The following is a 24,566-nucleotide window of genomic DNA, read 5'->3' as shown; positions in this document are numbered from 1 at the left end:
AGCTTCACCACGATGGATTCTAGTAAGATGTGAGATGTCTTGGTCTGATGCCAGTGATACCACCCTTGGCGGCTTTTGCCAAACAGTCGACAAAGAGTTGCTAGCCCCTTGTCTGGATATATCAATCGCATTATTTGGACTGCTTGGCCCCAAGCTTTTTTCTGATCTGGATGTTAAACTGGTCTTCGGCTACATCCACGAGCGTTTCCAGAGCAGACACCTTCAGCATGGCTAGCTCTAATGCTTTCTTCAACTCTTCGTTTTCCTTCTCTACAGCTGAAGTATCTTTCTTATTTGTATTACTGCCTTTCATTTGATTTAAAATGCGAAAATATCCCAGTTGTTCCAAGGCTTCCTGTCTAAAATTATGGACAGTTTGATGGCTCAGTCCATGTTTCCTGCCGATAAAGCTCATAGACTCCAAGCCCGTTACTAAATCTTCTAAGATCAAATGTTTAAATGCGGCACGATATAGGCGCTTACTTTTGTACTTTTTTTCAATGTCTAATTTTTCTGTTGTCTTCATAACTTGACGAATTAGTGTCAAGCTATTTCAGGATGGGACCTGGTTTATACAGGCAATAGGGCGTGTCTTATGCTTCGACAGGCCCATACTTCGACAGGCTCGGTATGACCCGCCATCACATCTATGGTTTGCCGTCTTTCAGCAAGGATTTAGTCTTGCTTTGGTTAAGCAGTATCGGTGCTTGCAATTGCTTAAAAACCATTATCTTCGAAGGGTACAATGCGGATATAGTGCATAAATGCACTACTATTTGGATGTTAGCTACAACAAGAATGAAAAAATCCATAAGACAACCAGAAAACTGGCAGGACTTTGAATCACTTTGTAAAAAGTTATTTGGCGAACTATGGAATTGTTCTCTTAAAATCAAAAAGAATGGTCGCTTGGGTCAACCTCAAGCAGGGGTTGATGTATATGCAATTCCAGAAGGGCAAAGCAAATATTGGGGAATTCAATGTAAGGGAAAAGACAATTACAAAAAGTCCAAACTCACAAAAAAAGAGATTGACAAAGAGATAGAAAATGCCAAGAGTTTTAAACCTGAGCTAGAAACATTTATTTTTTGTACTACTGCGGTTAAAGACTCCAAAATTGAAGAATATATCCGAATAAAAGATATTGAGAATAGAGAGAATGGCGGTTTTGAAATTCTACTTTACTCTTGGGAAGACATAGCAGATTTTATTGATGAAAATCGGAATACTTATAATTGGTACGTAGACAACATTCAATTCAAAGATCAGTTTGATACTCAAATAGATTTTTTTGGAGTAGATAATGAGTTAATTGTTAAACCAAAGTTTGAAAAAATCACTACTAAATATAGAATTAAGAAACCTATTGATAATCAAATAGAAAAATCCATTTTCCCGCACCATGCATTTTTAAGTCAAGTAGAACCAATTGGAATTTTTGGAGGATCAAATAAAATCAATCATAGTTGGTGCAGTTTTGAAACCTTGATTCATAATTCTGGAAGTACAGTTCTTGAAGATTGGAAGTTCTATCTATACTTTGATGAAAACGTACGAAAGATAGATGACGACTTTACAAATGATATTTTCATGTACGAAAAGTTGTCGAAATACAGAACCACATTCGCATATGACGAAGATAACATGATTTTATATTCACCACTTGACGACAAACCACTAATTCAAAAGGATAGCAGACAATTTAAATCCTATTTCATCCCCAAAATAGGCAGTAAAGAAGTATCTATTAGGTGGGAGTTACTGGCAAGAGATTATAACCGAGAGGGAACTATAACCTTTCAGATTGAACCAGAGTATGAAAACAGTACTAAAACCGCTTGGGTAGATTCAAAAGAGGATGAAAAGGAAGAAATTGAAATTATTGAATTTGTAGAAACTAAAAAAAGTAGCTAACACTCTGTATATTTCATGGCTGGTTAGTGGTGTTCGAGGCTTTGGTTCTTAGCAGAAACCCCGTCAATCTGCAAGATTGACTAGCATTGGAGGATAAATTTAGCAAGTCAATCTTGCAGATTGACTCCGTGGTAAACCGAAATTTCACTACCTTGAATTCAGCCACGAAAACATACAGTAACCGTTATATTTCATAAATGCCTTCAAAACCTAATCCATACCTAACCATCTGGACCAAGCCCAGGTCAACTTTTGAATCTTTTTTTTACGAACGTTTCAGTCAATCTACCTATGGACTTCCATTTATAATCTATGGAATCTCCTTCGGACTCAACATGGGACCTGAAATTTACCTGCTATTTGATGTTAACCCCGAACCACAGTACAAACTCCTTACTTACGTCCTAACATCGTTGGTTGGAGTCGGGGCAACATATCTTATTCTTGGCATTCTGAACCCTTGGTTAATGAACTTAATCGGAAAAATTTGGAAAGGTGAAGCATCAACATCAGAATTAGCCAATGTCCACTCGTTGGCCGGAATTCCATTTTGTTTAATGCTTACTTATCAGCTTTTCCTACTGCTGATTAGAGCTGAACCGACGCTAGCGAATATCAATGCGGGTTTTCAATATGTTTTATGGATTGTTGGATTTAGACTCCTGGTAATTGGTGTCTCGGTTGCTCAAAAATTTAGTTACGGAATGGCTCTGCTAAACATACTGATGGCTTATTTGCCTTATGTAATAATCAGACTATCACTTGGGAGCTAGACGAAAAGCTAACAGGAAAATGGTTAAGATAGCTGAAGTGCGGTATATGGGCAAAAAGGAAGTGCCGGTTACTTCTCACCATAGAGCTGCCGGGCTCCGGCGATATCTCCTGGCTGCAAGCCTTTATATGAAAATTTCGATCGGTCGGAAGCCATCACCTGGCCGGTGTTAACATGGCCTAAGCCCAATACATGTCCAATTTCGTGTAGGGCATTGATGTAAAATGCGCTACATGATTTTTCACGAGAGTTGGCATCAAACACCATCACACCACTGAGTGCATCACATGGGGCTTCCTCATAGTTGGGGAAAGCCACTGCGGACTGCACCGTGGCTGCTACGTAGATTTTGATGTCGGCCTTACTGTTGATGCTCAGTTCCTGAAAAGAGACATTGGTCTCACTAGACCATTCGGTAAAGGCTTCCCGAATGTTTTCCTGGGCACAGTCCAGGATTTCATCCCACGATTCGGAAGGGATATCTACTTGCCGATGGGTGCTGAGGGTGCCATTTTTCTCCTGAAAGGAATAAGTCAGTGTGCCACCAGCTACTTGTGGACCAGTGGATTCGAGTCCGGGTACAATGCTTGAAGCTTCGGGCCCCCACTTGTAACCAAAAAGGCAATAGGATCCCGGCTGGTGACCCGAACAGGCCACCAGTAGGTCATTGCAGATGGCATAAGTGTCCGACTCATTGATGATGGGCAGCTGTTTGTTGCAACCTGCCATGACCAGCACGGCCAGAATCCATGCCATATGCAAGCGCTTATTCATCAGCATAGTCGCTCAGCTGTGCTTTGACCCAGTCTCTATATGCCTGACTTTTGTATGCAAACCAATCTTCCCGGTAGGGGGAATGGTCTATGGTGCCTTTGAAATGCCGAAAAGGGCCTTTTCTGTTGAGTGCTTGAAGCAGCTTGTTCTTAACATCCTCATCGTCAAGATTTTCAGCAAAGCGCTCCATCATCAAATATCCCTCCCGACTATTCATGGGCTCGAACTGGATGAGCTGCTCTTGCTCCTGCTCGACTCTATCCATCAAATCTTCCCAGCCTTCGGATTCAAAGTAAATGTCGTCCGGGTTCGGCAGCTCCAGTATTTCACCAGTGGAGGTGTGGTAGTAGCAAACCATTCCGCATTCCAGTCCTTCGGCTATTTCTTTGATGTCCTGTTCGGTAGGTTTTTTTCGTGTTGCCATTCCTTTATGCTGGTAGTCTGTTTTGAAAAGTAAAAGTTACCAAAAATAGTGCATGTGGAAGGCGTGCTAAGTCGAAATACCGGAAGTGTAACCTGTGCTGACAGGTCACATTAGAAAGGAATTTTTACCAGATCCGTGTTGAATACCTGTCGGAAAATATGGTTTAGTTCAGATGGTGTGCCTTTGAAGTGATAAGTCGTTTGTTGGTGGGATAGGGAGTCGCCAGGATATAGCGGGCGCATAGCTGAGGTAGACTCCAGCTCATAAAAAGTAGGTGTTGCTGAAGGTAGATAGTCCATCGTGCCATTGTTATAAATAGGGATGACCTCACCATGATAGGGTTCTTTCTGGATGGAAACGTTTGAGTTAAAATAGAGCGTATCGGTAGTTTTTTGATAGGTGACTACAGTAAGTAGGTTGTGCTCCGGGCTATAGCTGGCAAAGCGATCCGGAGCCAGCAGTGGAGGTATGCCAATCTTACTTCGGTAGTTGCCATCTGCTTTGAAGTACAGCAGGTTGTTTTGCAGTAGCAGTCGGGTGCTGTCCAGCGGGCCAAAATAGGTGTAAATGGCGTCACGTGTTGTGGCGTCTTTCAGAGGAATGATCACTGTGGTGTGAGGTGTTCCCTCCAGCATGTTGGCACTCCATAGCCCGAGTAGTCCTGTGGTTTTTTTCCAGGGTGCCCATCCGGTATTGGTAAGCACATGTTCGGTAGTGTAAGCCACTAAGTCGACGGTGTTTTCCAGGCTGACAGCCAGGTTTTTAGTAACGGTACGTTTGTTCAGTAGGGTGATTTTTCGTTGGAGCGACACTTGGAAATTGGTGCCTATATAGTTGGTCAGCTCCATGTTCATACACATTGCTATACTGGATCTGCTGCGGTTTATCGTTTTAAAAGAACCTGTGGCTAGTGGTGGGGGTACGCTCCAGTTGTCTTCGTCTAGAGGAAAAATCTGCTGGTAGTACAGCGAAAACTGACTACCCAGTGGTCCTAGCCATATGCGTTCGAGTCCGCCAACTTCTCCTCCTGTACAGGGATACGATTTCAGCGCCTCCCTGTTGATCCAGCCAATGGTGCTGCCCGATGGGTAGTCGGAGTTGGCGATCATTACTTTGCCCTGGAACGCCGGTGCCACAGCTATAGTGGCAGCAGATCCTGGCACGGAAAGCTCTACAAGCGGCGTGTGATGCTGGATCAGGTTTTTGTCCTGAAGGGAAGTCTGTGCCGCCGTATCCTGAGACCATGCGCTCAAAATGCACGTGGCTGCTACTATGCCAAACGTCTGTATGACGCACATGCTGCCGGCTTTTCGCAGTAGTCGTTTCCATCCGGTGTTTGGGTACTTCATAGGGTTCTAGGGGCGTTTAACCGTCAATTACTCTAATCGGTTTACATTGGCGATCTTTTCTACTACCCATTCAGCTTTAAAAACCAACAGGAGGTTGTCTATCAGAGTCACCAACGTAAGGGTTCGGTGTAGAAAAGCAGTTTTGATAGTCATGGTTTTGCTCGTTAGTTAGGAGGTTTATTCGCTTTGTGACCAGGCACGAAAGTATTTTACCTTGTACACTCCATCCAGCCTGTTGTCATCTGGCAGGGCTCCAAACCACTTGTTGGATTCACAGTTGAGGTTGATCTCTAGCGGCTGATGCCAATGGGTGTTTTCAGCTTCGCGAAAGAGCACGCCATCCAGGTAAAACCGGATTACATCTTCATTCCACTCCAGTCCCCATACATGGTAGTCGGCTTGCAACTCAAAGGGTACGTAGTATTTCTTGTTTCGCGAAAAGTGTTCTTTCACATTGCCTTTATCCTCCGGAGCTCTGAATACATGAATGTTGGAATTGAGGTCGTGGCGGTTGTACGCCAGTCCGGGGGCGTTTTCGCAGATGTCTATTTCCGTCCACCACTCTTTGCCTACTTTACACATCCAAAATCCACTCACCCAGGGCGCATTCATCAGCTTAGCTTCTACTTCAAAGTATCCGTACAAAACGGTTTCCTTACTCTTGATAAACCCCGTGCTGTGGGTGTAGCCCTCCGGCAAAATATCTTTTTCGTGTTGGTTTACACGTATTTGTAGTTCGCCATCCTGTAAGCTCACATTGCTGCCATGGAAATAGGTGGGTTTACGACCTTTCCAGCCGGGATTGTTGGGGTGCCAGCGCCGGGTGTTGAGGGTTTTGCTGTCAAATTCATCCGAGAGGTCCTTGCGGAGCTTCCACTTACCCGTATTGCGTTGGTCCGAAAGTGGGAATTTGTGGTTTTTACGTTTGGGGGCATCCTTAAAATCTACTGAGTCGGCATAGTTCTTTTGGGGGATGGTCAGGTCCTGAGCTTTGACTGAAAGTAGACTTATAGATAAAAAGAAGTAACAAATAGTACGCATGCGATTGATGTAATTTTGCTGACAACAAACATAGTGCTGAGTGCATTTCCTACAGGAGCAAAGCTTTGATCAAGCAATAGGCGCATACTGATTTAGTAGATGGAGTTTGAGCGTGTGTAAAGAAGAAAGAGCAACCCCTTGCATTTAAAAAACTGGTTGAATTGATAAATGCGATAGGGTTGCTCCTTTTATTTTATACTTCCTAGCGTATGAGTAGTTTCTTTTGGTAGGAATTGTTGCTATCAGAAATACGAAGTAGGTACAAGCTCCTGGAATTGCCTGGGAGTTCGAACGTCAATACTCCTGATTGATTTTTATCGAATTGCTGTTCCAGTACGGTTTGTCCATTGATGTTGATGACCTGTACCTTTCCAGTAGTCCATCCTTCCGGTAAACTAATGTTCACCTTGCCATAGTTTGGATTCGGGAATATTTTAATTGCTTCGAGGTTCGGAGAGGTTTGAATGTTTCTCGAGCCACTGGCAACTTTTAAGTCAAACTCATCTCCATATGCTATATCACCAGTGGTAGGTACATAGAGATAGATTTTGGCCGATGTACTACTCGCACCTGTTGTAAACGAAAGCGAGCCCTGGGTGTAGGTGGTGCTTGTGATGCTTGTGCTTTGATCTGGATTTCCATGGTCTTTCACACCTAATCGTACTTCTGAGCTACCACTTGCTATTTTGGCGTAAGCACTTAAGTCATACGTGGTGTTTGATTGCAGCCCAGTTATTACTTGACTTGCCGAACCTGCTCCAGTTATTTTTACGCCGTATGTTCCCTGCTTAGGGTTAGTAACCACAGTTACGGTACCCCATGACGTGTCCCAGTTGGTGAGGTCTCCAGTTTCAAAGCCTGGGTTGTTTACAAGGTTTGATGCTGTAACAGTTACGTTGTTGATTTGATCGGTATCAGTAGCGTCTTGCCATGTGGATCCTACTGGGCGAATTTGAGCCTTCCAGATGTAGTTAGATCCAGGTGCTGGAGCCGTAGCCAGGTTGACCGTTAATGTTTGCGTGCCGGATCCGGAAGATACCGTCTGCACGTCACTGTCCAGCCAGGTGGTGCCATCCCAAAATTCCAATACGAGTTCTTTGCTGCCATTGGCAGTATAGACCATGTCTACACTGTATGTGGTTTGACTTGGCATGCTGGTAGCTGCATTTTCCAGACTTACAGCATCTACCAGGTTTTGTACCGTTACGTTGTTGATTTGATCGGTATCCGTAGCGTCTTGCCATGTGGATCCTACTGGGCGAATTTGAGCCTTCCAGACATAGTTAGAACCAGGTGCAGGAGCCGTAGCCAGGTTGACCGTTAATGTTTGCGTACCGGATCCGGAAGATACCGTCTGCACGTCACTGTCTAGCCATGTGGTGCCATCCCAAAATTCCAATACGAGTTCTTTAGAGCCATTAGCAGTGTACACCAGGTCTACGCTGTATGAGGTTTGGCTGCTAAGTATAGTATCTGCATTTTCAAGACTAACCAAATCATTTACAGATGAGGCATCCAGTTCAGTATTGAGAATCACGGAGCTTACATGTCCACCTCCATCTGTAAATTTAACGGTAATAGTATTGTTGCTCTGCAATAAATTTGCGTCGAATGGTATTTCAATGACACCAAAAAACTGATTACGGTTCCATTGATTGTATCCCATCCAGTCAGTAGGTACAGTTACTGTGGTACCGTTTACTTTCACTTCTGGACTGAGTGATAAGCCATGATCACGCCCAAGACCTAGTCGTAAGGTAGCATTGCCGGTTCCTGTACTCACTCCATTGATAGTGTAGGTAATGGTAGTATTGGCAGAAATTGGCTCTAATACGTTGGTCGCATAATAGTTAGATTCATTGATGGTTCCTGAAGGAGTGATTGCTGAGCTTAAATTGCACACCATTACCACGGTTTCTCCTCCAGCCAGTGTGAGGCTTCCTGGCAGTGCCTGAGTAGTGGTGGTGAGATTTGGAATTCCACTTGCATCTGTGAACAACCGACGTAAGGTGACATCATTGATGTTTGCGGCAGAATTGTTTAAGAAATTTAAATTGATCGTTTTGCTCGCCGTTTCCATGTTGTACACAGCCACATAGGCCTTGGTGCCATTCAAAAAAGCATGTGCAACCAGGTCGGGATCGCCACTGTTGATTTTGGTTCTTTCACCAGAAACGTCTTTCCATAGTTCAAAGAATTTTTTAAGGTGTGTCCAGGTATAGCCGCCGTTCCCATCTTTTCGTAGCACTACCCAGGGATAGGGGTATTCATTGGGGTTGTCGCTTTGATAAAAAAAGGTAGACTTTGCCGTTATGAAAGGAATGGATTTTAAAATTCTGTCCGGACGCTCCAGAAACTGAAACAAAAATGCATTGACTGCTTTTAGAATTTCACCATCTCTGGATTCAGAGTAGGGTTTAGGATCTTTGTTGCCATTGGCATCTTTTGTCCATTCTTTTACGGTTTTACCGTATTCGGAGATGAGGTGAGGTTTTACTACACCCCATTTTTTATAACTATAGGATTCTATCAGATCCATGATAGCCTCAGAGTTGCTGCCAGATCGGTTTTGATCAGTACCAGTTACATTCTTCCCATCGTAAAAGTGGGTAGAGAAAAAGTCCATAGAGCTGCCGGCTCGGTCCATAAAGGTTTGCATGCGCTCGGCCCAGTGGTTGAAATTACTGTCTTCCATTTCTGGCCATGCTGAGGCGTAACCACCCACCTGCATGCCAGGGATGTCCTGATGAATTTTGTCCGCTACAGTTTTCCACATGTCAGACATCTGATTGATGACTAGCTGACGGTCATTCCAGGGAGCAAAGTCCGATACATGTACGAACGGCTCATTAAGCATCTCGTAGTATTTTGGAATACTACCGGAAAAGGCGGCTTGCAAATAATTGGAATTATATGTTGCACCTGCATTGAAGTCACCATTGTAGAGAAATCCCAATTTAGGGTGGTCGGTGACCACAATCTCGTTGGTCCTTCTGGTGTAAAAGGTAGGGTTGTCATCCCATCCGTTAAGTTTATTAGTACCAATGGTTGTTCCTTCTGAGGCAGTAGGGAATGCGGTTATTTTTCCACCAGAAGTGTTAGGGTTGCCACTACCGGGGCCGTTGAAACCACGTCCATAATTTGCGCCAAGATTATCTAGCAGTTCTGCATCATAACCATTTTCGTTTAGCTCCCAGCTAATATAAGTATGATGCATGTTGAAATATTTGGCACGAGATAGATCCGAAACACCACCTATGTATTTTTTTGTGTTTAGATCTATGTCAATAGGTACCTGACCAATGGCAGGTAGCCATATTGTGGTAATGATTAATAGAAATAATACTTTTAAAAATTTGTGTTGGGTAGTTTGGCTCATCACTTTTTAGTTTTGGTTTAGGATCCTTAAGGTATTGAGTATTCTTGAGCCAGAAGAGGGGGGATTTCTAAGAAATTTACGGGGTATAATTTTGTGCTTATCGTTGTTTTTACAACAACTCGGAACGGATTCAGGTAGCCATTACAGCATAATTGTAATTGGGGAAAACACTCCAATCGGTGAGGTGAAGTGTGAGCTGTGTTGTTAGTAGTAATTGAATGAAATGTTGTAATATTCTAATTTTGAGGCGGTTCAATGTGCTATGGTGTCAACCGAAGATCAAGTTACTATATACCTCATCAATATGAGCGATTCACTGAAATATCACGTGAAGTTTTTCTAAAAAATAATTGCTGAAATTACTTTTTTCTCATAAAAAGGATTTGTGAGTGATAAATCCGTAAAAAAAACAATATACCCCTTGTGTTATTGCGATAATCTTAAATTGATAAACGTATTCACAGAAATTTAGAATCAAAGAGTGGGCAATAATCAGTAGTTGGATTCAAAGATCACTTGACAATATTTCATTGGTTTGCTTGCCGCAGCTCATTAAAGCGAGTAAACATTTTTTCAGCACGTGATGGCTGTGTTGTTAGCAGATTGTTTGATTCCCGGATATCCTTCTTTAGATGATACAGAGCCTTAGGGGTGCGCGTTTTATCAGTTTGGTCTTTTTTGTCAAACTGTACCACGAGCTTCCAGTCTCCTTCGTAGTAGGCCACTTCTCTGCTGGTGCCTCCTTGTATGATCAGGTGTTCGTGGATTGTATGCGATTGCTCTGGCTGTCGCGCTACGGATAAAAAGCTTTTAGCATCCATCGCCTGTCCCGCTCCTGTGGACTGACCCGTAAGCTCTGCAAGCGTGGCTAGTATGTCATACCCTGCCACTAGCGTGTTGGTTTTTCCATGGCTTAGTTCCTTCGGCCAGGAGACAATCAGCGGTACACGGTGTCCTCCTTCAAAGATTTGATTTTTGCCACCTTTATATATACTGTTGGGGCGGTGACCCGTTTCTAATGTCTTTTTTCGCATGAGGCCTCCATTGTCGGAGGTAAATACAAATAGTGTATTGTCATAGATGCCTTGCTTTTTGAGGGCTGCTACCATCATGGCTATCTGTTGGTCTAGCTCCACGATCATGTCCATGTGTTTGGTGGCAGTGGCTCCGGATATCGCCTTGCCATTTAGTGAATCAGGAGGTGTATGCGGTAGGTGTACAGCTTGTGAGCAGTAGTACATGAAAAACGGTTTTGAGGCATTTCGTTCTATAAAAGCCACTGCTTTGCCGGCCAGCAATGGTCCTATATGGTGAGGGTCCCAGTGCGAATCACCCAGGCCTTCAGACTTGTCCAGCTTTACGTTGAGCTTATCCATTTTCTCTTGTGAGATGTAGGTGATCTCTGAGTTGGCATGTAGAGGCATCCACTGGCTGTTTTCATATACGGCATAGGGCACATCTTGTACACCTGAGGGTAGGGTAAGTGAGTAGTCAAAGCCGTTTTGCTGTGGGCCACCACCTATGCGTTTGGTGATATCTATATCCAGTTCGGGCTTGTAGCGAGGGCCTCGGTAGATTTCATTGGGATTGCTTTTAAGCTTCCAGTCACCTCCCATGTGCCATTTACCCAAAAAACCCGTACGATATCCGGCAGATTTCATCAGCTTACCCAGTGTAAGGTCTGTGGGTTCCAATGGTGAGCGCTCATAAGCTCCCCATACGCCCCAGGGTCTATAGCTTCTGTGCGTGGCATTGCCCGTCATCACCGCATATCTGGAGGGTGCACACAGCGCAGCGGGTGAGTGTGCATTGGTAAACACCACACCTTCTGAAGCCAGCTCATCGATGTTGGGGGTTTCTACTACCACTTTTCCACCCGTAAGGCGCTGGTAGTAGGAGATGTCTCCAGTTCCAATGTCATCGGCAAGAATCACGATCACATTGGGCTTATTTTGAGCCACAAGCAAAGTGGCCATACACGTGGTAAGAAGTACTAGAAATAATGTCCGCATGGATTTATAGTTTGGTTACACGGATGTAGTAAGCGGGAAAGTGTTCATTTTTCTGAGTGAGGAATGAGGCTCTTAGCTGCGTTTTGCCTGCAGGCACTTCTATCTCCATGCTGGCATGTGGGGCGTCCGGCTGTATTTCTACCGACTGCTGAGTGCCCGCCAGCATTACCTGTGAGCTGGTAAGAACCACACGATTGCCTGCGCTGAGTCCTTCTCTGTGGGGAAGATCGGGTATAGCTTCCACGGTGCTGTTGAGCTTGAGGCCGGCCTCAAATGGCCAGCGCGCCAACTCAAACTGGTAACGGCCTGCTTCTGCTACGTTGATTTCGTAGTATCCTGGAGTGGAGATTTTACCCATGCGGACCTGATTCTGATTCCAGGGAATGGCCCCTGTGCTGTCTGGATGCATGTCGTGGATCGTGATGGTGGTAGGGTTTTCTGCTGCTCCCAAATAGATAGCTGAGTGTTCCCAGTCATCCACGGTGCTTGCCCACCACTTGTCGTAAAAGTTCTGCATGTCCTTTACGCGATCAGGGTGCTGATTCGCCAGGTCATTTTGCTGTTTAGGGTCCTCCTCGATATTGTATAGTTCCTTATGGTTGACCAGCCTCCAAGGGCCATCCATCACACAAGGGTTGCGGTATTTTTCAGGCCACTGGTTGCGCTGCGTGTCTACCACAAGCATTCGAGTGGGAGTAGTTTTCTGCCCGGTCAGCACGGGAGAGACATCCGCGCCATCTAGTGGCCGGTCGAGGGAAAGAGGAATTCCTGCCAGGGAGCTCAGGGTAGGGAGTAAGTCTACGCTAGCAGTAAGTTCATCAACCTTTTGTCCGCCAGTGAGTCCACCCGCTGGCCAGTGGATAAGAAATGGTACCCTGTGACCTCCGTCATAGTGGCTCCCTTTGGTGCCCCGTAGTGGGTTAAAGCCCACGGTTTTTTCAAGTTTTCTGTTATAGCCTATTCCTCCGGCCGTACCATTATCAGTAGTGTAGATGAGGATGGTGTTGTCCAAAAGCTTGTTGTCTTTCAGGTATTTTTCCAGCTTGCCAAAGTTGTCATCCAGATTGGTGAGCATGCCATAGAAGTTTTTCTGCTTCGAGTTGAGTTCACTGTCTGCATACATTTCGCGGTAAGCAGGAGGTACGTTGAAAGGGCCGTGAGCGGCGTTGGTAGCCAGGTACAGAAAGAATGGCTTTTCGTCCGCTCCACCGATAAACTTCAACGCTTCATCAAACCAAACATCGGTGCAGTACCCTTTGGTTTTTTCCGGTACGCCATTTCTAAAGTAGGTGTCGTCAAAGTAGTCGTTGTTCCAGTAGTCGGGGGTTTGCTGCACACCTCCACCTCCGAGGTAGAAGGTTTCTTCGAATCCCCGATCTTGAGGGCGGTAGGGGTAGTTGTCGCCGAGGTGCCACTTGCCTATCATCCCCGTACGGTAGCCGTTTTGTTGGAATACTTCCGCGATGGTCTGTTCGTCCGCATTGAGTATGCTGGCGCCCGCTATGGTGTGCCAGGCACCGTTTCGGTTGGAGTTTCGGCCCGTCATGATCGCCGCACGTGTGGGCGTACAAGTGGTGCCTGAGTGGTAGTTGGTGAGTTCTACAGCATTCTTTGCAAAGGCATCCAGTTGTGGTGTTTTTACAATTTCATTGCCATGAAAGCCCACATCACCCCAGCCCTGGTCGTCAGTAACGATCAGGATGATATTGGGAGGTGTACTGGGCTTACAGGCCAAAAATAGCCCCACTAGTGTGATAAGGAACAGATGTGTTTTCCAATGCATGCGTAAGTTCATTTCTATGCTAAAAAATAGACTTAAAATTACCTGCTAGCGGAGCATGCTCCCTGCGCAATGCATTGCTCTAAGATTCCTCTTCGGCGTGGGTTTTCTGATAGTCAGAAGGAGTGGTGCCAAATTCCTTTTTGAAGCAAGTCCGGAAATACTTGGCATCAATAAAGCCCACTTCGTACATCACTTCGTTTACAGAGTACCGGTTTTTGCTCAGTAGCTGAGCCGCACGCTTCAGACGTATCGACCGGATGAACGCATTGGCTGTTTGGCCTACCAGTACTTTGAGTTTTTTGTTGAGGTGGAGCTGCGACATGCCGCACTCGTGAGCTAGCATTTCTACGGTAAACTCCGTCATGCCTATGTTTTCCTCGATGTAGGAAAGTACGCGTTTTAGGAACTTCTCATCGAGGCTCGTGACTTTTACTTCGGAAGGCTTAAGCTCAATGTTTTTGCGCAGTTTGCTTAGGATTTTTTGTCTCCCGCTGATGAGCGCTTCCATGCGTGTTTCCAGCTCATTCATATCAAAAGGCTTGGGGATGTACGCATCGGCACCTTTTTCGTAGCCTTTTACCTTGTTGTCTGGAGAGCGTTTTGCGGTAAGCAGAATTACAGGTATGTGGTTGATGCGGTCATCTTCTTTGAGTTTTTCACAAAACTCCAGACCGTCCATTCCCGGCATCATCACATCACTCACTACCAGGTCCACATGCTTGTCCAGGCAGATATTGAGGGCACCTTGTCCTTCATTGGCTTTGTGGATGATGTAGCGGTCTTTAAAGTGTTCTTCCAGGTAAAAAAGGATGTCCTCATTGTCTTCCACGAGGAGTACGGTGGCCTTTTGCCCTGATGGGTCTACCTGACTTTCTCTGACCTGCGTGGAGGTGTTTTCGATTAGCCAGTCTACATCGCGAGTGGTGTTTGCATCCTGATCTTGATCGTCCAGGATGATGTCTTGACTAAAGGCTTCTTTTTTGAAAGGGAAAGTTATACTAAAGGTAGTGCCTCGGTCTGGAGCAGATTCACATTGTATTTCGCCGTGGTACAGCTCCACGAGGCCTTTGGTATAGGAAAGCCCAATACCAGATCCGTGCTCTCTTTTTACAAATGTGTGGGAAAAGCGGTCGAAGAGATGGTCCTGCACTTCTTTGCTCATGCCTATGCCCGTATCTACCACTTGCATCTTTAAGGCATCTCCTACGGCTTCCAGGCTCACCGTGATTTCACCTTCTTCGTTCGTAAATTTAAAGGCGTTGGAAAGCAGGTTAAACGTAATGCGCTCGATGATGTCTTTGTCGTGGTAGCCGCTGATGGGCTCTTCACAGATAAACTGAAAGTCTATATTTTTCTTGCGGGCCAGTTCGTTGAAATTTTCGCACAGGCCGTGGATATACGTGCCGATATCACCATGCTGTACTTTGACTTTCATTTTTCCTTGCTCCACTTTTCGGAAGTCCAGTAGCTGGTTGATGAGGTTGAGCAGCACCTGAGAGTTGCGGTGTATTTTGTCGTAGTATTTCTGGCGTTCGGTTTCGTCTAGCTTGCTGGCGGTGTTTTTTAGGCGCTCTATCAGCCCCAGGATCAGCGTGAGTGGTGTTCTAAACTCATGTGACACGTTTGTGAAAAAGCGCAGTTTTAACTGGCTCAGTTCCTCGATTTTTTCGCGTTCGAGGTGTTCGATGACCAGCTGGTTTTTTCGTGAGTTGGTAATGAGTGTGTATTTTCTAAAAAACCACAAAGCCGTAACAATGAGTATGATGTACGAGATCATGGCCAGGTGTGTGCGCCAGAAAGGCGGGGCTATTTGTACTTGAAGTCGTATGGGGTCTTCGGTCCAGTAATCGTCACTGTTGCTGGCTTTTACCAGTAGCGTGTAGGTGCCCGGGGCCAGGTTGGTATACTTGGCTATTCGGTTTTGCGCCGAGGTGTAGATCCATTCTTTGTCAAAACCTTCAAGCTTATAAGCGTATTTGTTTTTTTCGGGAGCCGCATAGTGGAGGGCCGCAAACTTTACAGAAAAGCTGTTTTCATTATGAAACAACTCCAGTGTTTGGGTGCGGTTGAGATCTGAACTGAGGATGATTCGTCCGTTGATTTCCTCTCCGGTGTTAATCGTGCGGTTGAGTATTTGCAGCTCGGTAAATACCACGTTTACTTCAGAGGTGTCCGGAATGATATCCTGGGGGTCAAATACATTGAAGCCATCTACACCACCAAAGATCAGTTCGCCAGAGGAAAGTCTGTGTGAAGCGATTTCACTAAACTCCATGTCTTGCAGCCCATCACTGATACCGTAGTTGGTGATTTGTTGGGTTTTTGGGTTGTATTTTGATAATCCTTTGTTAGTACCCAGCCAGAGGTTGCCCTGGTCGTCTTCCTGGATGGATTTCACCACATTGTTGGGCAGTCCGTCGCTGGTGGTTATGTGCTCAAACCGGTCGTTGTTGGGTGTGGTGCCGGGAATTAGTTTGTTGAGGCCGCCACCGAGGGTGCCTATCCAGATATCTCCTGTAGAGGATATAAAAATAGGTAGAATGTAATCGTAGCTGATGCTTTTTTCATGATCTCCCTGTTTGTATCGGATGATGTTTGGGGTGTCTTTTGTTCGCTCCTGACGTGTGATTTTGTTGAGCCCTTCATCTGTCCCTATCCAGAGGTTCCCATCTCGGTCTTCTCCAATACTACGTACGACATTGGATGACAGACTCGAGTAGTCTTCTGGTTCATGAGTAAAGTGCGCAGAAACAGTGATGTGCCCATTATTATCTTGTGTCATTCGATAGAGGCCATTGCTATAGGTGCCTAGCCAAATGTTATCGTCAGAGTCCTGTAGTATGGAGAATACATTGCCTTTGGCATTGAATGTTTCTACGATTTTAGGCGTGTTGGTATGGTTTGCGTCTAGTACATATAGAGAAGCCGGGTAGCCTGCACCTGCGAGCAGGTAGCCCTGTTTGGTGCTTTCCAGACTAAATACGAAATTGCCTGTGCCGCGATTGATATCGATTTGCTTAAAACCGGATTCAAATTCATTTTTTCTAGCGGCCGGCAAAAAGTTGAGTCCGCCACCTTCTGTGCCGATCCATAGATTGCCCTGAGGATCTTCCTCTATACCTCTGATTTTGTTGTATGAGAGACTACCGGGAGATACGTTTTTATGGTAATGCTTGAAGTTTTTTCGATCAGGGTTGTACAGGTTGAGGCCTCCACCGTTTGTTCCTATCCAGATGAGTCCAGAGCGGTCTTCAATAATCGCTGTGGCAATGTTTTTACTCAGACTTTTAGGGTCTGCCCAGCTATTGACAAACTGGTGATCTTTCATTTGGCCATTTTGTACATAATGGAGGCTCACGCCTGTGTTATTGATGCCCCACAGGTTTTGATGTTGGTCACTTATGATCTCTAAAAAAGGTTGGCTTACGATGACTTTAAGGTCAGGGGTGTTTGTGTTTATTTGGCTAAAGGGTAGTGCCAATACATTGAGGGTAGTAGCTATGAGCAGGCTGGTGTCATTGCTGGTAATATGTCTGATGTTATTGGAGGTCCCAACTCGATAGGAGAGAAACTGGTGGTTGGTGTCGTCTGTGCTAATATACCGATTTAGTCCATTGATAGTCCCTACCCATACATTGCCAAATTTATCTTCGAAGAGGTGGTAAATATGGTTGTGGCTGATGGAGTTTGGGTTGTTTTTGTCGGCAGTCAGGCGTTGGACTTTTGCCGATTTGCTGTGGTGGTCATATTCTATCCGGTTGAGTCCTGTGGAGGTACCAGCCCATACAATTCCCTTACTGTCTATAAATAGCGTGATTACGTGGTTGTTGGTAATGGTGTTTGGGTCTGCTGGTTCATGGCGTAGTTGTTGGAAAGACTCCGTTTGCCGATCCATGATCACGATGCCCTGATCATCCGTGGCGATCCACAGGTTTCCGTGCTGGTCTTCCGCAAGCGAGCTGATTAGGTTGCTGGGAAGCGATGTAGGGTCGTCAATATTTTTTTGATAGGTTTTGAACGAATATCCGTCAAATCGATTGAGTCCTCCATGAGTGCCAATCCATATGAAACCGTAAGAATCCTGGAACAAGCAGCGTACATCGTTTTGTGAAAGTCCGTTTTTTGTGGAATAAATATCAAACTTACCATGAAGCTGCATTGCCCCATTTTGGGCGTGTAAAAGTGTGGTTAGTGCAGTGCATAATACGATGCCTAAAAACAGTAGCCACCGTTTTGTTGAATGGTGGGGTGTATTGCTCCTAACTATGAAAAATACAATTTTACTTTTACTCATATAGTACCTGTCCAAATTGATTGCAGAATTCAAAGGTTAATAATGGGGATGTGTTTTATTCCTCTAATTTGTTGTATTTTGCTTTTTAAGTCTATTCCGTGAGGTTATTTGTATAAATACCCTCTGTAATTTCATAAAAATACCCCCGCCATTTAGAATTTCTCCCCGCTTTTGGACTGAAAAAATTCATATTGACGCTCAATAGCGAAAGTACATTTGTAAAGTGTGAAAAGCGGCTTTTGTCGCTTGAGTAATTTACTTAAATCCTTAACTAAACTAAAACATGAGAAAGAGTCTACCATTAAAACTTCCAGGAATGGTAAGTGCCACCAGGTGGCTTTGCGCTCTGGCATTGGTGTTGATACACTTGCCGGGGTATTCGCAGCAGACTGTGCAAGGGGTAGTTACATCAGAGGCTGGAGACGAGGGGCTTCCAGGGGTAGCTATTGTTGTACAAGGTACTAGTAACGGAACGATTTCGGACATAGACGGCAATTTCAAGTTGAGTGTTCCAAATGCAGATGACGCTATTTTGGAGTTCAGCTTTATTGGTTACAAAAAAGAGGTTGTATCTGTTAATGGTCGTTCGGTGATTAACGTAGAAATGTCTGAAGATGTACAGGCATTGGACGAGGTAGTAGTCATTGGTTACGGCGAACAAAAGAAGAAAGAAGTAACAGGTGCTGTAGCCAGAATCGAGACCGAAGAGCTAATCAAAAACGCAACGGTGGATATAGGTACAGCACTTCAGGGTCAAATAGCCGGAGTAAGCGTACAGGCTGTCTCTGGTGAGCCAGGTGCAGGGTCTAATATTCAGATTCGTGGACTTAGCTCTGTGAATGGATCTAGCAATCCACTTTATGTTGTGGATGGAGTTCCTTTTAACGGTGACCCTAAATTGAGTATGAACGAGATCGAGTCCATCGATGTACTGAAAGATGCGGCTTCCGCATCAATATATGGTACACGTGGATCTGGAGGTGTGATCCTGATTACGACTAAGAAAGGTAAAGCAGGTAGCATGAAGATTGGTCTGGATAGCTATGTAGGTGTTCAGCGAATTACTTCCGGAGAACATCTGATGAATAGAGAGCAGTCGCTCTACTCGAATTTTATTCATCAGTATCACCTAAACCCTAACCAGCATTTTCAAAATACCTGGTCATCACTAGAAACGAACCCTACTAGCTTTACCAATGATACCGATATTAGAGGAATCATTCAAAATGACAATGCCATCATTCAAAACCATGCATTGACAGTTTCTGGTGGTCGCGATGGACTTACCTACAATGTGGTAGGGTCTTTTCATGAAAACCAGGGAACTATCATCAACTCGGGATATGAGCGCTATAATGTTCGTGCCAACACCGTCTTCAAGAAAGATAAGTGGACAGTGAATACTGGTATGGGTGCCAGAGTAGAAAAGCAGCAATATGCTCCATGGCAGTTTTTGCTTGATGCTATCAAGTATAAACCACTTCAGCAGCCACTACATCCGGATGCATCTATTGTACAGGATGCAGGTAATGGAGTTCAAGCCGCGGCACTTGGTGGATTGATGGCAAAACTCAAACAAGACGATCGCCGACATGGAAACCATTTCAATGGAATGATCCAGATCAGCAATCAGATCACTAAAAACCTAAGTCTGTCCTCACGATTTGGAACAACCTTTACGGATGATACCAGGGTAAGAATTAACCCTCTATTTATTGCCTATGATGACGATGGAAATCGAATAGCATTTGATGGCAATGCAAGATCAGGAGTATACAACCAGAGCTCGCGTGCCAGTAGTTTGGCCTGGGAAAATATGATCAACTATAAAAAATCTTTTGGTGAGCATAATTTCAAACTGTTAGGTGTGTTCTCGATGGAGAACTATACATTCACTTCTTTCTTTGCTGAAAAGAAAGATCTAATCAGTAATGACGTTACCACGCTCCAGGGAGTTACCGCTGATCCTAATGTAGGTACTGGCAACAATTGGAATCAAGATCGTTCCAATTCATTGATCGGTATGTTGGCTCGTTTGCAATATGACTTTAGAGGTAAATACTTGTTTAGCGCGAGTGTTCGTCGTGATGGGTCTTCCAGATTTGCGAAAGAGAATAGATGGGGGGTATTTCCTTCTGTATCCGCAGGATGGAACGTGTCGGATGAAGCATTTTGGGCACCTGTAGCAGGTACATTATCTACTCTAAAACTACGTGCTAGTTTGGGTACTACAGGAAACCAGAACTTCCTTGATTACAGCAATGCAGCGACGATCGCCATTGGAAGAGATTATCCATTTGGGCCAGAGGATAACGTAATGCTTGGGCTTGGAGCTACTCAGTTAGACTATGCCAACCCTGAAGTGAAGTGGGAAACGTCACAGCAGTTAAACGTTGGTTTTGACATGGGATTACTTAGTGATCGGCTGACAGTGACTGGTGATTTCTACAATACCAATAAGATAGATATGCTCTTTCCTTACGTAGTGCCTCCTACTGCTGGTACTACTAGCTCAGTGATTCTAAACATTGGTGACATGACCAACAAAGGAGTGGAGCTGGCAGCAAACTGGAGACAGGCAGGTGAGTTGTCGTGGAGCCTGGGTGGTACCTTCTCGAAAAACATCAACGAAGTGACCAAAATGCAAGAAGGGTCTGAAATTATGTATCTGGACAACAGTACGGTAGTACAGGGCGTGCCTAACGAGGATCTTGTTACAGCAATTGCGCTAGGTTATCCTGCTGGATCATTCTTTCTGATCGAGACGGATGGAATTGTAGATGGAGAAGAAGAGCTGGAAGCTTATAAGAAGATTCAGCCTACGGCCAAAATGGGAGACCTGAAATATGTAGATCAAAACGGAGATAGCACCATCACACTGGATGATAGAGTGTACATGGGATCTGGTATTCCTGATTTTGAAGTTGGTTTAAACTTCAGCATGGACTGGAAAGGGTTTGACTTTTCTATGAACTGGTATGCCGCTGTAGGTGGAGAAGTGATGAACGGAAGCAAAGCGTATGCATATAAGTTTGGAAGACATATGGATCAGTACTATCAGTGGAGCCCATGGAATCCTAATTCGGATATTCCGGCACACCGCGGTAGAGATCATTACAATGCGCGTGGATACACCGACTACTGGTTAGAAGATGGTACGTTCGTACGTCTTAGAAACATTGCTTTTGGTTACACATTACCTAAGGCCATTACTCAGCCAGCTGGTATATCTAAGCTAAGAGTGTACCTCTCAGCTCAGAATCCTATCACACTGACCAAGTACACGGGTTATGACCCAGAAGTTGGTAACAACGGACTGTCATCGCGTGGCTTAGACCGAGGTAATTACCCGATCAGTGCCATTTACAGAGCTGGTATCCAACTTGACTTTTAAGAATAAACATACATTGTTATGAAAAAAGCATTTTATAAATCAATATTCCTGGCAATAGGCTTAATTCTTGGAAGTGTGCCTTTTGTCAGCTGCGAAAAAGATTTTTTAGAAGAAGTAAATCCCAATGAACTGTCTACGGATAGTTTTTGGAAAACTGTTGGTGATCTGGAATTAGGTATAAATGCCGTATATAATTCGTTCAAGGATCAAGGCATTTATCAGGTAACTTCTGAAATCAATAGAAGTGATTTGTCCTGGCCAGGATGGGGAAGACCCAATACGTCTAACGAATACTTCTTGCAAACATTTACAGAGTCATCTGGTGCGCCAAATGGTAAATGGCAGTCTTTGTATAAAGGTGTTTTTAGAGCGAATCAGGTGATAAGAGCCTATGAACGTCTTACGGGGACATTCGAGGGAGAAGAGAGTCAGGAGATTGCTGACCTGATCTATGCTGAAGCAAGGTTTTTTAGAGGATTGTTTTACTTCTACCTAAACACGTCTTTCAATGAAGGTGCGGTGGTATTATTTGATTTCATTCCTCAAAACGATCAGGAGTTTAAGCAACCTTTGAGTGAGTCTGAAGTAATAAAGGCCTTTTACCGTGAAGATCTGGAATATGCCAGAGAGAACTTGCCTCCGAGCTACTCTCCAAATCTTGGCAGGGTGACTGCAGGTGCTGCTACGGCAGTATTGGGTAAGAGTTACTTATACGACAGTGATTACACTACTGCTGCGGAGTACTTCAAAGATGTAATAGAAAACCCTGATTATGGTTATTCTTTAGTAAGCAACTTAGGTGATAACTTCACTTCGTTGAATGAGTTTAACCAGGAATCGATACTCGAAATAAGCTATACCACGCAGTTTAAATCAGAGGAGAGTGTATGGAGTGAGGAGCAGGTTTCTAATAACCTCAACTACTCATTTAGCCCCGTTGGTGGATGGAGAAGTGTATACCCAGCGTGTTGGTTGATCATGGCTTATAAAGAGGAGCAGGTGGATGAAAACGACCCTGACAACTATGTGACGGTGGTGGATGAAGAAGGTGAACCTTTAACTGCATCTAATGGTGAGGATTCGGTTGTGCTAAGGCCTTATTCGCATCGTACTTCACAAAGTATTGCGTTAGTGGACGACATTCTACCCTATTACCAGGCTACTCCAGCTCAGGCTGCTCCATTTAATAACGGTGAAACAGCTTACTGGAGAAAATACACTAACTGGGCTATCGTAGAAAGCGAGCGTGATTTCAATCCGGCGCAACGTTCAGGCATCAATATGCGATTGATTCGTCTGGCAGATGTCTACCTGATGTATGCAGAGTGTCTGATCAAAGGTGGTACAGATGACGCTGGAGTGGAAGAAGCCATGCGCTATATCAACCGTATAAGAAGACGTGCTAAAACTGTATTGCTTGGACAAGACGGTACTGGCGAATACCCTGCTAATCAACATGATGGAGTCACTTACAATGCCAGAACATTGATGGACCACCTTATGTATGTGGAGCGTCCGTTGGAGTTGTCTGCTGAAGGTCACGCCATTCGTACCATTGACCTCAGAAGATGGGGAATCACCAAAGAGCGTTTCGAAGAGCTATCTGTAGGACTTTACAATGCTGAAGACCATCAGTTCATCGATCAGAAAGGAAATCAAGCTACTCGTTGGGCTTCTTCTTTGATAAGAGTATCTACAGTGGATGAAGCACACAATAGGTATGTAGATCGATCTATGCCAGCAAGTAATTATATCGAGTCAGCCCATGCTTATTGGCCGATTCCAAACTCAGAGCTTACCACAAATAATTTAATCAACTCTAACTCTGATCAGTAATGAAAAATATTATAAAAATAGCAACGCTTCTTCTTGCTGTGGTTTTCATGGCTTGTGAAGAGGATTATGTAGCGCCCACAGACTTTAGTGATGTGGGCTGGTATACCACAGAGTTTCGTAAGGATTCAGCACTGTGGAGTGCAGGGATTAATGGGTATGTTTCCTTTTCAGATTTGTCTGTAAACGCGCTAGAGCATGCCTGGATCATTCCTGGAGGAGCATTTTTCCTTGAAGGAACCATCACTCGAAAGGATACGGTATATTCCGATAAGATCGTAAATAGAGGGGATACCGTTTCGGATGAAAAGACCATTCATGTATTGTTCACTGAACCCGGCCAGCAAATCGTGACGCTGAGAAACTACTTCAAAGATTCTGTAGCTTTTAGAGGGCTGGATACAGTAGCTGCTGTACAGCAACCAGACGGTAGATGGCTCTATGAAAAACAATTCATGGTAGATGTTTATGATTCTATCAAAGCTGAGGCCAAGATTTTCTACAAAGGTGCTGAGATTCCATTGAGTGAAGATACATTGGTAATTGAAGCTGGCGAATCCATTGATTTTGTAGATGTATCAACACAGGGTCGTCCAAATGACCGTGGCTGGAGTGTAGCAGGAAAGAACAGTGCTGATAGTATTTCGACAGTAACTTTTACGAGACTAGGCGTTTATAGCGCGACTTTAAGGTCTAGTCGTTCAGGTGAAAACATTCCTGGTGGATCGGATTTTCTACGTATCCCAAACCCTATCAAGGTAATACCGTCTAGTTTGCCATTTGAGCAAATTGGGACCATCACTGAGCGTGAAGACGAAACCATCGTGCTTAGCTTCAATGGTGAATTTGAAGATTTCGGTGGTCAGGAGTCATTCTTTACTGTAGATGTTGAGGCTGTTGGTGAAATAGCTGTGAAAAAAGTGGAGAAAAACCCGGCAGATGGAAGTCAGCTTCTACTTACTTTATCTGAGCCTATTTATCAGAATGATAACATCACAGTGTCTTACAGTGGAGGTAATCTGACTTCCATTGACACCAGATCTCTCGAGTCCTTTTCGAATGAGCCTGTTGAGATGTATCAAAACCCTAACCTGGCAGGACCTGATTCAGGTTTTGAAGTAGGCGGAGCAGGAGGAACAGCCGGATGGGAACCTACCTGGGATAGTAGCGGAAGCATAGAATACTCTACTGAGCAGGCTGCCTCAGGGTCTTATTCTCTAAAGCTTTCATACGAAGCAGGAGGTAATTTCGTATCGGCACAAAGTTCTACTACTAGTGAGTTCTTCCAATTGGAAGAAGGTGTTGTTTACGAACTTAGATTTAAAGTTTTTGTAGATCCTTCAAACGATGCTGCCGCACTTTCCCCATGGATACGTTCAGATACGCCAGGTTGGTTTGGGAAACAGTTTTGGACTTCCACTGGAGATGTTACCAAAGGAGAGTGGACAGAGCTTGTGAAAGAATATGAGCACAATAACAGTAATGAAGATTTCTACTTCATGTTTAGACACAACAGTGCTGCAGGCCCTATGTATATAGATGACTGGAGTATTGCAGTAAAAGAAGAAAGACCTTAAGGTCTGTACCCTAAATATCC

At 44.5% G+C, this 24,566-nt stretch carries 15 protein-coding genes; 5 read left to right on the top strand and 10 right to left on the bottom strand.

Annotation, left to right across the window (positions count from 1 at the left end):
- Positions 1–130: 130 nt before the first annotated feature.
- Positions 131–526, bottom strand: coding sequence for a hypothetical protein (locus C7460_RS16310; protein WP_115869195.1), 396 nt, complete (start codon positions 524–526; stop codon positions 131–133).
- A 104-nt stretch (positions 527–630) separates the two neighbouring features.
- Here C7460_RS16310 and C7460_RS16305 point away from each other — a divergent pair, with 104 nt between their 5' ends.
- Positions 631–1,914 carry a restriction endonuclease gene (locus C7460_RS16305; RefSeq protein WP_115869194.1) on the top strand — a complete coding sequence of 428 codons (1,284 nt, stop codon included), beginning with the start codon at positions 631–633 and terminating at the stop codon, positions 1,912–1,914.
- Between the two features lie 197 nt (positions 1,915–2,111).
- The gene (locus C7460_RS16300; RefSeq protein WP_115869193.1) at positions 2,112–2,687 is read left to right on the top strand and encodes a YIP1 family protein; all 576 of its coding nucleotides are present in this window, start codon (positions 2,112–2,114) and stop codon (positions 2,685–2,687) included.
- 68 nt (positions 2,688–2,755) lie between these two features.
- On the opposite strand, the gene C7460_RS16295 is transcribed toward C7460_RS16300, so the two are convergent.
- From C7460_RS16295 to C7460_RS16260, 9 genes are all read right to left on the bottom strand, one after another.
- Positions 2,756–3,460 (bottom strand): matrixin family metalloprotease, encoded by a 705-nt coding sequence (locus tag C7460_RS16295; RefSeq protein WP_221409551.1) that lies wholly within the window; start codon positions 3,458–3,460, stop codon positions 2,756–2,758.
- Positions 3,453–3,884 (bottom strand): UPF0158 family protein, encoded by a 432-nt coding sequence (locus C7460_RS16290; protein ID WP_115869191.1) that lies wholly within the window; start codon positions 3,882–3,884, stop codon positions 3,453–3,455. Before C7460_RS16290 ends, C7460_RS16295 begins: the two co-directional genes overlap by 8 nt.
- Before the next feature lie 110 nt (positions 3,885–3,994).
- Entirely contained in the window at positions 3,995–5,233 is a 1,239-nt protein-coding gene (locus C7460_RS16285) for a DUF6786 family protein (protein ID WP_115869190.1), read from the bottom strand.
- A gap of 27 nt (positions 5,234–5,260) precedes the next feature.
- Positions 5,261–5,386 (bottom strand): hypothetical protein, encoded by a 126-nt coding sequence (locus tag C7460_RS24415; protein ID WP_262511858.1) that lies wholly within the window; start codon positions 5,384–5,386, stop codon positions 5,261–5,263.
- A gap of 24 nt (positions 5,387–5,410) precedes the next feature.
- Positions 5,411–6,274 carry a family 16 glycosylhydrolase gene (locus tag C7460_RS16280; RefSeq protein ID WP_115869189.1) on the bottom strand — a complete coding sequence of 288 codons (864 nt, stop codon included), beginning with the start codon at positions 6,272–6,274 and terminating at the stop codon, positions 5,411–5,413.
- A gap of 202 nt (positions 6,275–6,476) precedes the next feature.
- Positions 6,477–9,653 carry a carbohydrate binding domain-containing protein gene (locus C7460_RS16275; protein WP_115869188.1) on the bottom strand — a complete coding sequence of 1,059 codons (3,177 nt, stop codon included), beginning with the start codon at positions 9,651–9,653 and terminating at the stop codon, positions 6,477–6,479.
- A gap of 527 nt (positions 9,654–10,180) precedes the next feature.
- Entirely contained in the window at positions 10,181–11,665 is a 1,485-nt protein-coding gene (locus C7460_RS16270) for a sulfatase family protein (RefSeq protein WP_221409550.1), read from the bottom strand.
- 4 nt (positions 11,666–11,669) lie between these two features.
- Positions 11,670–13,448: an arylsulfatase gene (locus C7460_RS16265; RefSeq protein ID WP_170148050.1), complete on the bottom strand. Its 1,779-nt coding sequence runs from the start codon at positions 13,446–13,448 to the stop codon at positions 11,670–11,672.
- 79 nt (positions 13,449–13,527) lie between these two features.
- On the bottom strand, positions 13,528–17,607 hold the full coding sequence (locus tag C7460_RS16260) for a hybrid sensor histidine kinase/response regulator transcription factor (protein ID WP_170148049.1): 4,080 nt from the start codon (positions 17,605–17,607) through the stop codon (positions 13,528–13,530).
- 418 nt (positions 17,608–18,025) lie between these two features.
- On the opposite strand from C7460_RS16260, the gene C7460_RS16255 reads away from it, so the two are divergent.
- The 3 genes from C7460_RS16255 to C7460_RS16245 are packed head-to-tail and all read left to right on the top strand — an operon-like array spanning position 18,026 to position 24,546.
- Positions 18,026–21,136, top strand: a complete 3,111-nt coding sequence (locus C7460_RS16255; RefSeq protein ID WP_115869184.1) for a SusC/RagA family TonB-linked outer membrane protein — start codon at positions 18,026–18,028, stop codon at positions 21,134–21,136.
- A gap of 18 nt (positions 21,137–21,154) precedes the next feature.
- The gene (locus C7460_RS16250; protein ID WP_115869183.1) at positions 21,155–22,972 is read left to right on the top strand and encodes a RagB/SusD family nutrient uptake outer membrane protein; all 1,818 of its coding nucleotides are present in this window, start codon (positions 21,155–21,157) and stop codon (positions 22,970–22,972) included.
- Entirely contained in the window at positions 22,972–24,546 is a 1,575-nt protein-coding gene (locus C7460_RS16245; RefSeq protein WP_115869182.1) for a hypothetical protein, read from the top strand. The genes C7460_RS16250 and C7460_RS16245 overlap by 1 nt, the downstream gene beginning before the upstream one ends.
- Positions 24,547–24,566: the final 20 nt, after the last annotated feature.

It is taken from the genome of Marinoscillum furvescens DSM 4134 (genome assembly GCF_003386095.1).
Lineage (GTDB): Bacteria > Bacteroidota > Bacteroidia > Cytophagales > Cyclobacteriaceae > Marinoscillum > Marinoscillum furvescens.
This window is presented reverse-complemented; position numbering and strand designations above follow the sequence as displayed.